The organism is Paramesorhizobium leguminum, from assembly GCF_003217235.1.
GTDB lineage: Bacteria > Pseudomonadota > Alphaproteobacteria > Rhizobiales > Rhizobiaceae > Paramesorhizobium > Paramesorhizobium leguminum.
Genome location: NZ_QJTF01000003.1, coordinates 56,818 through 72,964, shown reverse-complemented (window position 1 = coordinate 72,964; position 16,147 = coordinate 56,818). Strand labels below are relative to the sequence as shown.

The window sequence follows — 16,147 nt, the reverse complement described above, 5'->3', positions numbered from 1 at the left end:
GCGCTCGCGACATAAATGCGACATGAGGATGAAAAAGCCCTGAGTTGCGCCACTTGGACACCATTTGTAATCAGGGGGTCGGGAGTTCGAGTCTCTCCGGGGGCACCAGAATCAATGATTTGCCGGGTTTCAACCCCATCGGCGGCCATGCATGGTGGCTGCGACGAGAGCCAGCGAAAAGATGGCGATGGCGATTTGGTAGATGGCGGGCATCATCGGGCTGCCGGTTGCCTCGATGAGCCACGTCACCGTCGCGGGGGCAAGGCCGCCGAAAACAAGCACAGCGGTGTTATAGGATAGCGCGACGCCCGTGGAGCGGACGCTTACCGGAAAGAGCGCCGCCAAAAGTCCCGGATGGCAACCGGATATTGTTGCGAAAAGCAGGCTTGCCACGAGTTGGCCCATGAGAAGGCGAGACAGGTTCGGCTCGGCCAACATGAAAGCATAGAGCGGCCAGGCGATCAGCAGGTAAACGGTCGCTCCCCAGAAGAAGACCCGGAACGCGCCGACGCGGTCGGCAAGCAGGCCCACCAGCGGATAGGTGCATACCTCAACGATACCTGCCAGAGTGAGCGCCAGGGAAGCATCGCTGCGCGGCAGATGAAGCTCTCGCACCACATAGACGGATAGATAGCTATGCCAGAGTTGCGAAATGGCGGTGCCGACCGCGACAAGGCCTATCCCGCAAAGCAGGGCGGGCAGTTGGGAGGAGAGGGGCGGGATTTTAGCGCGACGGCGAATCTGTTTGACGAATTCCGGCGTCTCGGCCACCCGCCAACGCAGGTAAAGCCCGAACGGCCCGACCATGGCGCCGACGAAAAACGGGATCCGCCATCCCCAATTGGCTAGCTGGTCGGGCGGCAGACTCTTTTGCAATGCGAATGCAAAGGCGGACGCGACAAGAACGCCGACGCCCTGCGAGCACATTTGAAGACTGCCGTAGAACATGCGGCGCCCCGGCGGGGCGTGCTCCACCAGAAAGACCGACGCGCTGGCGAATTCTCCGCCCACTGAAAGACCCTGAAGGATGCGCGCGGTGAGGATAAGAATCGGCGCGGCAAGTCCGATGCTCACATAGGAAGGGGCGAGGGCCAAGATCAGGCTTCCCGCCGCCATCACCGCCATTATCACCGTGAGGGCGGAGCGGCGTCCGGCCCGATCCGCATAAAGGCCAAAGAGTATTCCACCTAGAGGCCTGACGACAAATCCGATGGCGAAAACTGAAAAAGCCAGGACCAATGCCATGCCCGGCTGGGCTTCGGGGAAGAAGGCTCGCGCAATCAATTCGGCAAACAGGCCATAGCTGACAAAGTCGAACCATTCGAGGCCGTTGCCGAGAACCGAAGCGATCAGAGTGCGCGCGGAAGGACCCAGCCCTGCGGTTGGCTCGGTCGCGTGTTCGAGGACATCGATCATGGCGTTATCCATATCCAGCGGTGATATAAGATAACAGAACGTGCCGTAAGGGATGATAACAACTTCGTGTTGAATGATATGAGGCGGCGGGCATGAAGCCCGCCGCCATGGTCTCTGCACGATCGTCAGGGCTGCGTTTTGCCGGTGAGGGGTATCGTGCTGGACTCGCTAGCCGCAAACCGCGAGTCGCCGGGATAGCGCGCCAGGACATTGTGCGTGCCGGCGCCGGCCGGTACGGGAACGGACGCCGTCGCTTTCGCCGTGATGGTGGGCTGGACGGTGGCTACCGTTACGTTGTTGCTATGCGCATTGGCAATGGCGAGGTCGCTGAAGCCGTCGCCGTTGAAATCGCCAACCACCGGAGAGCGTGGCCACAGGCCCGGCGCGAAGGTGAAAGGCGGCTTGAAACCCCATGGCTGTCCGGTAGCAAGGAAAATCTGCGCCTGGCTGGGAGAACCGCCTGCATCCGCCGAATAATCGGTTTCGCCGATATCGGCCCATCCATCAGCGTTGAAATCGCCTACCGTGACCGAGACGTTCCGTCCGTTGGCTATGGGCAGGGTCTCCCGGTGTTGGAACACACCACCGTTCCCCTGCCAAATGACCGCCCCTCCTTCGCCATTCGTGCCTTTTACACCTGCCACGAAGTCGAGGTTACCATCCAGATCGAAGTCCGCCACGGCTACCGTCTCCGTGGTGCCGCCGATCACAATTCTAGAGGCGTCGAGGTTGCCATCGCCTCGGCCGAAGAGGATCCAGACATTTCCCGCAGTGCCGCCAGGTACGATGACATCGAGATGATTGTCTTTGTTGAAGTCACCGACATCGATGCTGGCGGCAAATTCACTTGTGTCGTTGCCCGGTATCGAGGGGTAGACCGCCGTGAATTTGCCCGTTCCATCGCCGAGGTAAATTTCCGGCGCGGTTGAACTGACGACAGCGAGGTCAATGTTTCCGTCCAGGTTGAAGTCGCCAGGCGCCATTGCCGCGAAGTCGGAAGCTCCCACACTGACTGGGCCTGACTGGAAGCCGCTCCCAAATCCGATATGAACGGCGATTTTTCCGGGAGCGCCGACGGCAAGGTCGATGTAGCCGTCATTATTGAAATCCGCTGATGCAATTGGGTAGGGACTCGAGAGGGTGTTGTATGTCTGCTGGAAGAAGGTTCCTCCAGCCTGGGAGAAATAGGCAGTAATATTGTTGGAGGTTTTATTTGTCGTGGCGAAATCGGTGACGCCGTCGCGATTGAAATCGCTCGCGACGAGTGAATTGGGCAATGTGCCGACGGGATAGATTTGCTGATTCGACTGAATCCCGTACTGCCCTTTTGTAAGCAGGGCAGTGGCAAGTACGTTATTGTTGTTGCTCGTATCGATAATGCTGATCTGCCCGGTCGGGTATGTTGTCGTGGACTGCGTGATGCCGGTCACCGTCACGGGCAACGTGTATGGGCCGGAACCCGTGGGCGTACCGATTGAGGTTTGGGTGGGAAAAGAACCATTAACGGTAACCTGGTACTGCGAGATACTGGCGCTATATTGCTTCGTACCTCTATAGCGCGCCACATATCTCGGTTGGCCGATATAAGGGATGGTGACAAGTGACGCCTGGCCATTTATGACCTGGGCAGAGCCGATGCGGTCGGTCGGAGAGCATTGCGTCGAACCAGTGACATCGACGCGACAGAAATCCACCGTTCCGGCGCTGACTTTGATGCCGCCCAGATTGGCGGTAACCGCGGCGGTCAGGGTTATTTTCCCGCCAGCCTGCACCGGATTCGGCGAGGCGAAAAGGCTCGTTGAGGTCGTGGTCTGCGCAACCGCTGGAGCCGCCGCCACGCATACGAGCGGCAATGCCCAGGCTAGCCTGGCATAAGATGATGGAATAGGCATAATTCTTCCTCTGCAATGAAGTGCATTTTAATAATTTGGTTGGGTTTGCTAAAAAGCGTAAAGAGGTATATCACGCATAACGCGTAATTCAATAAATTATGCAACTTTAGGGTGAAGAAAATGTTACTGCAAGGCTGCCCGTGCCGCAATGTCGCCTGCGGCAGCTGACAACTTCCAGCTATTTCACGAAGCTGACGGGAATGCCTGAATCCGGGTGCGGAATCACGTCCATGGGAATTCCGTAAATGCGCTGAAGCTCTTGCGCGACCATGATTTCCTGGGGGGTGCCGCGCGCGATCAGGCGACCGGTATGAAGCGCGACCAGCTCATCGCAAAAGCGCGCGGCCATGTTGATGTCGTGAAGCACCACCAGGACGCCGATACCCTTGGCCTTGCTCAAGCGATGCACGAGGGAAAGAACTTCCATCTGATGCGCGACATCAAGGGCCGATATCGGCTCGTCGAGCAGCAGGCATTGCGCATCCTGCGCCACAAGCATGGCGAGCCAGACGCGCTGGCGCTCGCCACCGGAAAGCGTGTCTACCAGACGATCGGCGAAGGGCGCGATATCGGTCAATTCTATCGCCTCGTCGACTTTCTCGCGGTCAATCTGGCTGAAGCGCCCAAGCGCCCCATGCCAGGGATAGCGGCCAAGCGCGACAAGCTCCTTCACCAGCATTCCCGAGGCGGGCGGCGTGTGCTGCGGCAGATAGGCGACCTTGCGGGCGAATTGCCTGTCATTCCATTTGTCCAACGCGGTGCCCTCGAAGCGCACCTCGCCGCTGGCCGGCTGTTGCTGGCGAGCGAGAAGCTTGATGAGCGTGGATTTTCCCGAGCCGTTGTGACCGATCAGCCCGATGACGCGACGCGCCGGAAGAGTGAGGGTGAGCGGGTGCAGGAGTTGCCGCTCCGCAATGGCGAAGGAAACGGCATCGAGCTCGTAGAGAATGTCCGGAGCGATTCCCGCCGACTGTCCGGACGCGGCCATCGTGGATCGGGGACTAAGAAAGCTCATGCTCAGCTCATTTACTGGTTAACTATTAAAGAAGAGAACGGTGGTTCGTTAACATATTCTGGAACTTGATGTTAAGATCATAGTTGGAGAATTGTTGGAGGAGCAGGCGAATTTGAGGACAAGCCTGATGGTAATCCGACTTACTGTCGTATGCCTGATATTTGCCGCGTTCGCGGCGGGGTTTGCCGCGCTGGTAAGCAGTGACACGGAAAAATTCGTTTCCTTGAACGCGAACAATCGCTGCGCATTCGAATTGCCGTGCAATCCCCGGAATTAGGCTGCTCGGCACCTATAGCAAATCCAGCGCCTTGAAACTTGTGTGGCCGTTCTTTCCGATGATGATGTGATCATGAACGGCGATGCTGAGGGATTTGGCGATATCGATGATCGTTTTCGTCATGCTGATATCGGCGCGCGACGGGGTGGGGTCGCCCGATGGGTGATTGTGGACAAGAATAATGGCGGAAGCTGAAAGTTCCAGCGCCCGGCGCATGATTTCCCGGGGATAGACAGGCGTATGGTCGACCGTGCCGACCTGTTGCACTTCGTCGGCGATCAACCCGTTCTTTTTATCGAGAAAGAGGATGCGAAACTGTTCGCGATCCTCATAGGCCATGGCCGCGGTGCAATATTCGATAACCTTGCTCCAGGAGGCGAGCACTTCGCGTCCTTTAATAACGCTCTTGCCCATGGCCTGCGCGGCGGCGGCGATAATCTTCAGGTCGGTCGCGATCGACGGCCCGCAGCCCGGCACCTCCACCAGAAGGCGCTCCGGCGCGCCGAGAACTTCGCCAAACGAGCCGAACCGGGCGAGCAGCGCCTTGGCGAGCGGTTTGGTATCCGCGCGGGGAACAGACCGAAACAGCAGGAGTTCAAGCAATTCGTATTCAGCAAGCGCATGGCCGCCATTTTCGCGAAAGCGCTGCCGCAGCCGCTCGCGATGCCCCTGATAATGCGGACGGGCGCTCTCTTCGAATTTGGCCGGCGTGCTTTCCTCGTGAAAGCCTTGCTTGCGATCTTTATCGCCCGCCATTCGTTGTCGCCCCCCGAAGAAAATGAACAGCTGGATCTATACGTATTTGAGAATAAGCCAAATAAGCTTGGAGGTGGTCAACTCCTTTCCTGCACTTAAACAGGCTTCGGGCCGAATATTCCAGCGGGCGAGGCGGTGAAAATCTCGCATCCGTCCTTCGTTACGCCGATCGAGTGCTCATATTGCGCGGAAAGCGAGCGGTCACGGGTAACTGCGGTCCATCCGTCCGAAAGGACTTTGACATGCGGCTTGCCCAGATTGATCATCGGCTCGATCGTGAAGATCATGCCTTCGCGCATTTCCACGCCTTCGCTCAGTGAGCCATAGTGCAAGATGTTCGGCGCATCGTGGAAGATCCTGCCCACGCCATGGCCGCAGAAATCGCGCACGACGGAGCAGCGCTCTGCTTCGGCGTAAGCCTGGATGGCCGCGCCGATGGCGCCGGTACGCGCGCCGGGCCGGACGGCGGCGATGCCGCGCATCAGCGATTCATGCGTCACTTCAAGCAGGCGCTCGGCGGCGCGCTTGATTTCGCCCACGGGGTACATGCGGCTCGAATCGCCATGCCAACCGTCGAGAAGATAGGTCACGTCGATATTGACGATATCGCCCTCGCGCAGCGGCTTGTCGTCGGGGATGCCGTGGCAGACGACATGGTTGATCGAGGTGCAGGTGGATTTGGTAAAGCCGCGATAGTTGAGCGTGGCGGGAACCGCGCCGTGATCCGCGCCGAACTCAAAGACGAAACGGTCGATCTCATTCGTCGGCAGTCCGGGGCGGACGATTGCGTTAAGCTCATCGAGACAGCGCGCCGTCAATTGAGAGGCCTTGCGCATGCCTTCGAAGGCCTCCGCGTCATAAAGACGGATCTGGCCGGTGTTTTTCAGAGGCGCGCTTGCGGCAGCGTCGATATAGGTAACCATCAGTCAGCTTTCATATCCGTTCCATCGATCGGCACCGCGCTATCGGCAAGGATGCCCTCCGGCGTTATTTGGCATCGAATCGCATAAGCCTCAACCCCGCGTGTATGCGCCCGTTCGAATGCCTTGACATAAACCGGATCAAGATCACGGCAAACGCGGAAACTGGCGCAATCGTTGCGCTGTATGACGAACAGCATAACACCGCGGTGTCCAGCTTCCACCATGTCGCCCAGTTCGTCCAGATGTTTCGCGCCGCGCGCCGTCACCGTATCGGGAAATTCGGCGAGGCCGGGCGTGCGCATGAAATGCACGTTCTTCACCTCCACATAGGTTACGGGCCGGGCAGGATCGGTGAGCAGAATGTCGATGCGGGAGTTCTTCCCATATTTCTGCTCGCGCTTGAGATTTGCAAACCCTGCCAGCGAAGGCAGGAGCCCTGATAGGATCGCCTCTTCGGCTAACCTGTTGGGCAGGCCCGTATTGATGCCGACCAGTGTTCCGTCCGCTTCGACGATCTGCAGCGTGTGGGCATATTTGCGTTTCAACCCGTCCGACACGCTGAGCCAGACGCGGGAGCCGGGCGCGCTCAGTCCCAGCATCGAGCCGGTGTTCGGTACGGATGCGGTTATGAAACGCCCGTCATCGAGCGTGACATCGGCGAGGAAGCGCTTGTAACGGCGTTCGAGCCGCCCGGAGACCATGGGTAAAGTAAACTGCATGAACAGCAATTACCATGCCCGCGAAACGCGGTATACTTCTTGCTGCGTATATAAGGAAGAAATGGAACTCGCGGGCGTAAGCGCCTGAAAAGATTGGTACGCCCAAGGGGAATCGAACCCCTGTTTCCGCCGTGAAAGGGCGGCGTCCTAGACCGCTAGACGATGGGCGCCCGCGAGTGATTGGGCTTATAGAGGCGAAGTTTTTTTCCCGCAACTGCTAAAATGACATTTCGTAAAAAAATATGGGTCGCGAAAAAATACGGGTTGGCGTTTGGCGACGGCACTGCAACGCGGAAGTGACGCAACCTTCCGCCGCATCCGGCGTTGGTTTGCTCCGCTTAATCAGGAGTTTGGAAATGAAGACCCTTGCAGCGACAGTTTTGGTGGCGACTCTCGCCACCGGAACCATGTTTGTGAATTTCGGACTTGGAAGAACCGGCGACGGAATACCCGGGTGCGATGGAGGAACAAACCCATCCCCTGACGGAAAATTTTATATTCCAGGCACTAAACAGGAGTGCAATCCTGGTGACGACGACCGAAAGAAACTGACCGGCCACCTGCGATCCGAGACAGAAGACCTGACGCCAATGGCGAGCGTCGCAGCTTGGGGGAAATAGCGCAGGGGTGATCAGACTTAACGTCTGGCCCCGCAACGCCAGTTCCAGTCACGCTCCGGTCCGATGTCCACATGCACGGAGTCAGTCGTGCAATAGGTGCCGACGCCGCCGCGGCCGGGCAGGGCGCGAACGAAGCGAGCAATCTCAAACTTCGAGACGCCTTCGACCTGGATGTCCGCCGCCTCGCAAAGCATATGCAGCGAGCGCCGCGCGCCTCTTACAAGCCGATTGTATGAGGGGCTGCGATAGCCGGAGGTGATGATGACCGGACGCCGGAAATGACCTTCGATGGTCTTGAGCATGGAGACCAGGCGCGGCTTGAGGCAGGCGGTATCGACCGATGCGCGCTGTTTCTCCAGCCCGCGCGGGAGAAGGCGGCCAAGGCCGCCCGCGGATGCGAGCCTTACCGCCGAACCGTCCTCTTCGTGCACATCGATATCGCTGTCATCATCGAGGCTGGAGCGACGCTTGATCTCGAAGCCGAGATCTTGCCGCACGCCGGGCAGCGTATAATTGTGTTCGCGCGCCGATTTCTTCGGTTGTAGCCGCTTTTCACGCTCGACCTTGCGCGAAGGATTATCGACATAGAGGCGCATGAGCGAGTCGTCCGCTGCGGTATCGACCGCAGGGGTGGCGAAGGTCATCGGGCGCGGCGCGCCTGTATAAGCGACCATCTCAACGCCTTTTGCCGGCAATTGCGTGATGCCTTGCGCATTCTGGCTTTGCCCGGCGGCTGCGCTTGCAGGTGAGGGAGCGGGAAGGGGAATAGCGCTCGCGGTTGCGGCTGGTAGAGCCGCCGCCGCGGCGGTCTGGAGCGCGTTCTTTTCATTCGGATTTGCCGGCGGATTTGCCGGCTCGGCGGCGAGCGCAAGGACAGTGCCGCCTTCCGGGGCGGGAGGTGTATCGGCTGAGGCGGGTTGCGATTGTTGTTTCGCGCCTTCAACCACGCTTGCCATTGTCTCGGCTACGAGCCCACCGCCCTGCGGGCCTAATTGGGGCGATACACTGGATCCGGTGGCGGTGCAGGCAGCAACGGAAACCGCTAGCATGGCGACAAGCCATGCAAAGGAGCGAGCTTTTTCAGCCCCCGCGCTTTTTTTCAATCCGCTCAACGCATCCCCCGGATTTTCATTCCGGAGCGGCATGAACCGAACCGGACGGGTTGTCTTTGAGGGCAAAAACCCTTGTCGAAGGTCCGAGAAGCAGAATCGATTCCCGGATTTAATGCTTGCCCAAAAGGCAACTAGTTGGGGTTAATAATGATTTTTTAACCAAATCGCAACCTGCCGTAGCCCGATGGTTGTTGAGGGGGTCAAATCCGCATCCGGACGTAGGCCCCCGGGGCGTCATCAATGAGATCAGGATCGCCGGGCTGGAAATGGCGAGCGTCCGCTTTTTTCCTACTTTGCGTCTCTATCCACTCCTGCCAATGCGGCCACCATGATCCGGCATGTTCCTGCGAATCATTCAGCCAGTCGCCATAGGCGCCTTCCGGCTTGCCGCCGGTCCAATATTGATATTTGCGCCTATCGGGCGGGTTGACGACGCCGGCGATGTGCCCTGAGCCTGCGAGTACATAGGTGACGTCGCCGCCAAAACACCGGCTGCCGGCGAAGACCGAAGGCGCAGGTGCGATATGATCGTCCCTGGCGGCGAGGCTGTAGACCGGAACGCCGACATCCCTCAGCGAAATTTCCTGGCCTCCCAGAACCATCTCGCCGCGTGACAGTCGATTTTCGAGATAGCAGTTGCGAAGGTAGAAGGAATGGTTGGCTGCACTCATGCGCGTGGCGTCGGCATTCCAATAGAGAAGATCGAAGGGCACCGGTTCCTTGCCCCTGATGTAATTGTTAACGACATAAGGCCAGATGAGATCACTTGAGCGCAACATGTTGAAAACACCTAGCATTTTTGTTCCGTCAAGATAGCCGTCCTTCGCCATTGCCGCTTCCAGCGCGCGAACTTGCTCTTCGTCGACAAAGATCTTCAAATCGCCCGCATGTTCGAAATCCACCTGGGTCGTGAGCAAGGTTGCGGTTTTGACGCGCTCGTCGCCCCGTTTCACTATGAGGGCGAGGGCGGCGCAGAGAAGGGTGCCTCCGACACAATAGCCGATGGCATTGATTTTACGCTCGCCGGTTCGCTTCTCGATGGTGTCGAGAGCGAAAAGAATGCCTTCCTCGATATAGGCTTCCCAGCCTTTTTTCGCGTGCCGCGCATCCGGGTTGACCCAGGAGATGACGAACACCGTGTGTCCCTGGGCGACCAGCCAGCGGATGAAGGATTTTTCGGGCGTCAAATCGAGGATGTAGAACTTATTGATCCATGGCGGGCAGATGAGGAGAGGGCGCTTGAAAACCTCTTCCGTTGCCGGCGCATACTGGATGATTTCCACCAGATCGTTGCGCGCAACCACCTTGCCGGGTGTCGTCGCCACGGTTTCTCCCAGCCGGAAATGGCGATAGTCAGCCTGGCGCAGCCGCAAGTCGCCATTGCCGGCAATGATATCCTCGGTCAGCATCCGCATTCCGTTGACGAGGTTCATGCCGCTGGCGGCGACGGTCTCCTTGAACAGTTCCGGATTTGTGAAAACGAAGTTTGCAGGCGAGGCGGCATGCACGAACTGGCGCACATAGAAGGCCGCTTTGCGCTTTGTGTGGTCGTCCAGCCCGTCCGTCTTTTCGATGAGATCGTCGGCCCACTTGCCGGCGATGAGATAAGCTTGCTTGAGGAAATCGAAGAACGGGTTCTTCACCCAATCTTCGTCGCGAAAGCGCTTGTCCTTAGGCTCCGGTATGGCGACCGGTTCGACCGTCTCGCCCGCCATGCGGCGGATGGAGTTTGTCCAGATCGACAGAAAGCTGGAGAAGAGACGGGTCTGCGCCTCGAGCGTCCGCGCCGGATTGGAGAGCCAAAATTCCAAAAATTGGGATAGTGTCCTTACCATATCGGTCAGCGGTTCGTCCGCATCCCCGTTTTTCAGGCCTTTCTCGCGCGGCTCGGCCCAAGCGGCGGCAGCCTTTCCCGCCTGTTCTATCATACGGGCGAGGTTGAGTGCGAAACTCTCGGGATCCTTGATGAGATAATCATCAATGGTGGGGTGGCCCACGTTTTCATCGCTCGCGTTTCCGTCGTTGCGATACCCAGTATCAGCCATGAAGTTCCCCTCTTCCTCCGATACCTGTTGTTGACATAGTATCGCGGGTTGACGATACCGATTCAACACCCAAGATTGTGGCCGCCATTTCGGCAAGGGATAACGAGGATTAGGATACCATGTCACAGCGTATCAGGCTGTCGGGCCGCTTCATTCTGATATCTCTCTCCCTGGCTGGGCTCACTGCTTGCGCTGGAGGGCCGGAGTTTCAGGGCGCGCCGCAGGCGGGCGCAGCCAATACCGGCGCGTGGCCCACATTCGGTCACATGCCGAAGGGTGCCACCACCCAATTCACCGCTCAGGACACACAAAACCTGAAATCTGAGCTTGAAGCCGACCAGCGCCGGCAGCAGGCAATTCCCGCTCCGCGGGCGACGACGGGCGCGCAAGTGAATAATGTCCGGAAGCAGGTTCAGGAAGACGCAGCCAAGACGCTTGAGGAAATTGAGAAAACGGGGAGCAACTGATCGTTTTTGCAGCCAAAGGAATGAGCGGGTAGGGACGGGCCAAAGGGGGGAACTTTTAAATGGCGATCACTTTTGATACACTTGGCTATTCCGAACGCCTCAAGGAAAGTGGCGTTGACGCCAAACAGGCAGATGCGCATGCAAAAGCCGTAAGGGATTATGTCATGCCGGAACTGGTTACACGAAGCGACTTGCGGGCTACAGAGCTTAGGCTAATTATTGCCGTCGGTGGCATAGTTGCTACCGCCACCGGGATTCTTCTCGCAGCCTTGCCACTTGTCCTAAAATAATTACCCCTGCAATAATCAACCGGATCGACCCTTCCTGCGAACCGGTGTATAGCCGGTTTGGTATTTTCAACCCGCACCGGACCCATAACGATGTCTGAAGAATTTCACAAAATTCGCCGCTTGCCGCCTTACGTCTTCGAACAGGTCAATCGCCTGAAGGCCAGTGCGCGAGCCGCCGGTGCTGATATCATCGATCTGGGCATGGGTAATCCCGATCTGCCGACCCCGCAAAGCATTGTCGACAAGCTGTGCGAGGCCGTGCAGGACCCCCGTACCCACCGTTACTCCGCTTCCAAGGGCATTCCCGGCCTGCGCCGCGCCCAGGCGCAATATTATGCCCGCCGATTCGGCGTGAAGCTCAATCCGGACACGCAGGTTGTCGCCACGCTCGGCTCCAAGGAAGGCTTCGCCAACATGGCGCAGGCGATCACCGCGCCGGGCGACGTGGTACTGTGCCCCGATCCGACCTATCCGATCCATGCTTTTGGCTTCATCATGTCCGGCGGCGTCATCCGTTCGATCCAGGCGAAGCCCGATGACAATTTCATCCCGACGCTGGAGCGCGCCGTTCGCCATTCGATCCCGAAGCCGCTGGCGCTGATTCTCAACTATCCGTCCAATCCGACAGCGCATGTCGCCACGCTCGATTTCTACAAGGATGTCGTGGCTTTTGCGCGCAAGCACGATCTCATCATCCTTTCCGATCTCGCCTATTCGGAAATCTATTTCGACGATACGCCGCCGCCCTCGGTGCTGCAGGTGCCGGGCGCGATGGATGTGACGGTCGAGTTCACCACCATGTCCAAGACCTTCTCCATGCCCGGCTGGCGCATGGGCTTCGCCGTCGGCAATGAGCGGCTCATCGCGGCGCTGACGCGGGTGAAGTCCTACCTCGATTACGGCGCCTTCACGCCGATCCAGGTGGCGGCCACCGCCGCGCTCAATGGCGACGGCGCCGATATCGCCGAGGTGCGCGCCATCTACAAGCGCCGCCGCGACGTGCTGGTGGACAGCTTTACGCGGGCAGGGTGGGATATTCCGTCACCGGAGGCGACGATGTTCGCCTGGGCGCCGATTCCGGAACGCTTCCGGAAACTCGGATCGCTGGAGTTTTCCAAGCTCCTGATCGAGATGGCGGATGTCGCGGTCGCCCCCGGCGTCGGCTTCGGCGAGCATGGCGATGATTACGTCCGCATCGCGCTGGTCGAGAATGAGCACCGCATTCGCCAGGCTGCGCGCAGCATCAAGCGCTTCCTTGCCACGAAGGAAGAAAACCTGCACAACGTCATTCCGCTTGAGGCGCATCGTTGATCCGGCGATGCAACGGACTGATGTTTATATAGTTTCAGAGGCAAGATCATGAGTGATGCATTGCGGATCGGCGTTGCCGGGCTCGGCACCGTGGGCGGTTCGGTTTTGCGCATTTTGCGCGACAAGGCCGAAATGCTGACCCGCCAATGCGGCAAGGAACTGGTCGTCACGGCCGTTTCGGCCCGCGACCGCTCCCGTGATCGCGGGATCGATCTTTCCGCCGTGGAGTGGTTTGATGACCCCGTCGCGCTGGCGAAATCGGACAACATCGATGTCTTCGTCGAGCTGATTGGCGGCGAGGACGGTCCCGCCAAGGCGGCGGTCGAGGCGGCGCTCAGAGCCGGGCATCATGTGGTGACGGCCAACAAGGCGCTGCTTGCCAAGCATGGCGTCGCGCTGGCCAGGATCGCCGAGGACAAGGGCGTCCTGCTCAACTTTGAAGCGGCGGTGGCGGGCGGTATTCCGGTCATCAAGGCAATGCGCGAATCGCTGACCGGCAACACGGTTTCGCGCGTCTATGGCATCATGAACGGCACCTGCAATTATATTCTGACACGGATGTGGGACGAGGGCATATCGTTCGAGGAGTGCCTGAAAGACGCGCAGCGGCTGGGTTATGCCGAAGCGGACCCGACATTCGACATCGAGGGCAATGACACGGCGCACAAGCTGGCGCTGCTGACGAGCCTCGCCTTCGGCACGCAGATCGCCGCCGATGATATCTATCTCGAAGGCATCAGCAACATTTCACTCGCCGATATCCATGCCGCCGATGAGCTCGGCTATCGCATCAAGCTTCTGGGCGTCGCGCAGAAGACCGATACCGGCATCGAGCAGCGCGTTCACCCCACCATGGTGCCGACGTCATCCGTCATCGCGCAGGTGCATGGCGTGACGAATGCGGTGGCAATCGAGACCGATCTGTTGGGCGAGCTCCTGCTTTCCGGCCCCGGCGCGGGCGGAAATGCCACGGCCTCAGCCGTGCTGGGCGATATCGCCGACATCGCCAAGAGCCGCCCCGGCTTCCAGCATGGGCCTGTGTTTGGCACCCCGGCAAAGGCGCTGAAGCCTTATAAGAGGGCGCAGATGCGCTCCCACGCTGGCGGCTATTTCATCCGCCTGACAGTGGCGGACCGCACCGGCGCCTTCGCGGCCATTGCCAAGCGCATGGCGGAAAACGACATCTCGCTCGAATCCATCGTCCAGCGCCCACCCATGGATGGCGCCGACTCCGCCACCAGCAAGACGGTGATATTGGTGACGCACGAGACGACCGAAGCGGCGGTGAAGAAAGCCCTCGACGCCATTCTGCGCGACGGCTTTCTGATGGACAAGCCGCAGATGATCCGCATCGAGCGGGCGGGCTGATCAAGGCCTAACCCATTTAATCGATTAAGATTTTAGCTGTGCCGGAATTCTGCTAGTCCGGCCCTTGCAGCACGTTTGCGACTTTGACAAAAGGTTTGCAGAGCACTGTTATGGTCCGCTTTTCAGTGCAGGTGCAGCAACGAAATTCGAGTAGGACGTTCCCACATGGCAAAAACCGCTGACCAGACTTCGCACGGTCTCGACCGCATCCTGACCCTCGAACTCGTGCGCGTGACGGAACGCGCGGCGGTGGCTGCGGCGCGGTTGCGGGGACGAGGAGATGAGAAGGCGGCGGACCAAGTGGCGGTGGATGCCATGCGCCAGGAGCTCAATCGCCTGCCGATTACCGGGACGGTGGTGATCGGCGAGGGCGAGCGTGACGAGGCGCCGATGCTCTATATCGGCGAAGAGGTCGGCACCGGGCAGGGGCCGGAAGTGGATATTGCGCTCGACCCGCTGGAGGGCACGACGATCTGCGCCAAGAACCTGCCCAACTCGCTGGCGGTCGTCGCCATCGCCGAGAAGGGTAACCTGCTCTATGCGCCCGACGTCTACATGGAAAAGATCGCCGTCGGCCCGGGCTATCCGGCGGGCGTGGTGGATATCGATGCTTCCCCGACCGACAATATCCATGCCATCGCCAAGGCGAAGGGCGTTCCCGTCCATGAAATCACCGCCTGCATCATGGACCGTCCGCGCCATGCCCGCCTGATCGAGGAAGTGCGCGCCACGGGCGCTGCGATCCGCCTGATCGGTGACGGCGACGTGGCCGGCGTCATCCACACGACCAATCCGGACGAGACCGGCATCGATATCTATCTCGGCATCGGCGGCGCGCCGGAAGGCGTGCTCGCGGCGGCGGCGCTGCGCTGCATCGGCGGGCAGATGCAAGGCCGGCTGCAGCTCAACACCGACGAGAAGATCGCACGCGCCGCGAAGATGGGCATTTCGGACCCGAAAAAGGTCTACACCATGGAAGAGATGGCGAAGGGCGATGTGCTGTTCGCCGCCACCGGCGTCACCGACGGCAACATGCTATCGGGCGTGAAATTCGCCCGCGATTATATCCAGACGCACACCATCGTCATGCGCGCCTATTCCCAGACCGTGCGCGAAATCAAGGCGCGCCATCAGGACATGGCGAAGTTCTAGGACTCGGTCCCAAATGATCCGACATTGAGTTTTCACCGGCAAGGTAATACCTTATTTCATAAGGCATTACCTGAGGTGTAAATATGACTACGAAAGTGTCGGCAAAGGGCCAGATCACCCTCCCGAAAGGCGTTCGGGACTTCCTTGGACTCACTCCGGGCACCGAGCTGGTATTTAGTCTTAATAGTGACAGGCAGGTTGTGCTTGTCCGGGCGGACGGTAAAAAGATACCGAGCCGGATTGAGAAGGCTCTCGGTCATGCCGGACCGGGACCGACCACCGACGAAATCATGGAACTGATGCGCGGTGGGTCGTGATCCTCGTCGATACCAACGTTCTTTTGGATATAGCAACGTTGGATCCTCATTGGCTGGCATGGTCACGTGAGCAATTTGAAATAGCGCAGCTAACCGGGCCGTTATTGATCAACGATGTGGTCTATGCCGAGCTTGCTTCCCGTTATGAGTCTGCTAGAAATCTGGATGATTTTGTTGAGGTGGTCGGTGTTGAAGTAGAGCCTGTTCCCCGCGAAGCGCTGTTTCTGGCTGGGAAGGCTTTCACTCAATATCGCAGGGCAGGCGGCGTACGGACAGGTGTCCTACCGGATTTTTTTATCGGCGCGCATGCCGCAGTCCAGAAGCTCCCGCTGCTGACCCGTGACGTCCGCCGCTATAAAAATTATTTTCCGACCGTTACGCTGATTGCTCCCAGTTTGTCCTGATCCTCGCAGCTAACAGAGAATTTCCCCGACGCGGCATTGCATGAATGCCGCCTCTCATGTTTG

General features: G+C 59.0%; 16 protein-coding genes and 1 tRNA gene. 8 read left to right on the top strand and 9 right to left on the bottom strand.

Annotated elements, in window-relative coordinates; all coding sequences use genetic code 11:
• Positions 1-129: 129 nt before the first annotated feature.
• The 7 genes from C7477_RS03325 to C7477_RS03295 all read right to left on the bottom strand — a co-directional run bounded on the left by C7477_RS03325 (position 130) and on the right by C7477_RS03295 (position 7,168).
• Positions 130-1,416: an MFS transporter gene (locus C7477_RS03325; RefSeq protein ID WP_110748963.1), complete on the bottom strand. Its 1,287-nt coding sequence runs from the start codon at positions 1,414-1,416 to the stop codon at positions 130-132.
• 125 nt (positions 1,417-1,541) lie between these two features.
• Positions 1,542-3,308 (bottom strand): FG-GAP repeat domain-containing protein, encoded by a 1,767-nt coding sequence (locus tag C7477_RS03320; RefSeq protein ID WP_110748961.1) that lies wholly within the window; start codon positions 3,306-3,308, stop codon positions 1,542-1,544.
• A gap of 178 nt (positions 3,309-3,486) precedes the next feature.
• Complete coding sequence (locus C7477_RS03315) at positions 3,487-4,296, bottom strand: ATP-binding cassette domain-containing protein (RefSeq protein WP_245411713.1); 810 nt, start codon at positions 4,294-4,296, stop codon at positions 3,487-3,489.
• 316 nt (positions 4,297-4,612) lie between these two features.
• Positions 4,613-5,356: a RadC family protein gene (radC, locus tag C7477_RS03310; protein ID WP_110748956.1), complete on the bottom strand. Its 744-nt coding sequence runs from the start codon at positions 5,354-5,356 to the stop codon at positions 4,613-4,615.
• A gap of 95 nt (positions 5,357-5,451) precedes the next feature.
• Positions 5,452-6,279, bottom strand: coding sequence for a type I methionyl aminopeptidase (map, locus tag C7477_RS03305; protein WP_110748954.1), 828 nt, complete (start codon positions 6,277-6,279; stop codon positions 5,452-5,454).
• A complete protein-coding gene (gene sfsA, locus C7477_RS03300) occupies positions 6,279-6,998 on the bottom strand; it encodes a DNA/RNA nuclease SfsA (protein ID WP_110749371.1) in 720 nt (239 codons plus the stop codon). Before sfsA ends, map begins: the two co-directional genes overlap by 1 nt.
• Before the next feature lie 94 nt (positions 6,999-7,092).
• Positions 7,093-7,168 (bottom strand) — tRNA-Glu (locus tag C7477_RS03295).
• A gap of 186 nt (positions 7,169-7,354) precedes the next feature.
• On the opposite strand from C7477_RS03295, the gene C7477_RS18700 reads away from it, so the two are divergent.
• The gene (locus C7477_RS18700) at positions 7,355-7,618 is read left to right on the top strand and encodes a hypothetical protein (protein ID WP_146226054.1); all 264 of its coding nucleotides are present in this window, start codon (positions 7,355-7,357) and stop codon (positions 7,616-7,618) included.
• 17 nt (positions 7,619-7,635) lie between these two features.
• Here the strand turns inward: C7477_RS18700 and C7477_RS03290 are convergent, their stop codons facing one another.
• Positions 7,636-8,667, bottom strand: a complete 1,032-nt coding sequence (locus tag C7477_RS03290; RefSeq protein ID WP_110749369.1) for a YcbK family protein — start codon at positions 8,665-8,667, stop codon at positions 7,636-7,638.
• 263 nt (positions 8,668-8,930) lie between these two features.
• Positions 8,931-10,775, bottom strand: a complete 1,845-nt coding sequence (locus C7477_RS03285) for a PHA/PHB synthase family protein (protein WP_110748952.1) — start codon at positions 10,773-10,775, stop codon at positions 8,931-8,933.
• Between the two features lie 119 nt (positions 10,776-10,894).
• On the opposite strand from C7477_RS03285, the gene C7477_RS03280 reads away from it, so the two are divergent.
• The 7 genes from C7477_RS03280 (at position 10,895) to C7477_RS03250 (ending at position 16,084) form a co-directional block, all read left to right on the top strand.
• Positions 10,895-11,242, top strand: coding sequence for a hypothetical protein (locus C7477_RS03280; protein ID WP_110748950.1), 348 nt, complete (start codon positions 10,895-10,897; stop codon positions 11,240-11,242).
• Between the two features lie 59 nt (positions 11,243-11,301).
• Positions 11,302-11,532 (top strand): CCDC90 family protein, encoded by a 231-nt coding sequence (locus C7477_RS03275; RefSeq protein ID WP_110748948.1) that lies wholly within the window; start codon positions 11,302-11,304, stop codon positions 11,530-11,532.
• Positions 11,533-11,622: 90 nt separating this feature from the next.
• The gene (locus C7477_RS03270; RefSeq protein ID WP_110748946.1) at positions 11,623-12,843 is read left to right on the top strand and encodes an LL-diaminopimelate aminotransferase; all 1,221 of its coding nucleotides are present in this window, start codon (positions 11,623-11,625) and stop codon (positions 12,841-12,843) included.
• Positions 12,844-12,891: 48 nt separating this feature from the next.
• The gene (locus tag C7477_RS03265; protein WP_110748944.1) at positions 12,892-14,211 is read left to right on the top strand and encodes a homoserine dehydrogenase; all 1,320 of its coding nucleotides are present in this window, start codon (positions 12,892-12,894) and stop codon (positions 14,209-14,211) included.
• Positions 14,212-14,376: 165 nt separating this feature from the next.
• Entirely contained in the window at positions 14,377-15,363 is a 987-nt protein-coding gene (gene glpX, locus C7477_RS03260) for a class II fructose-bisphosphatase (RefSeq protein WP_110748942.1), read from the top strand.
• Between the two features lie 83 nt (positions 15,364-15,446).
• Complete coding sequence (locus C7477_RS03255) at positions 15,447-15,680, top strand: AbrB/MazE/SpoVT family DNA-binding domain-containing protein (protein WP_110748940.1); 234 nt, start codon at positions 15,447-15,449, stop codon at positions 15,678-15,680.
• A complete protein-coding gene (locus tag C7477_RS03250) occupies positions 15,677-16,084 on the top strand; it encodes a type II toxin-antitoxin system VapC family toxin (protein WP_110748938.1) in 408 nt (135 codons plus the stop codon). Before C7477_RS03255 ends, C7477_RS03250 begins: the two co-directional genes overlap by 4 nt.
• Positions 16,085-16,147 lie beyond the last annotated feature (63 nt).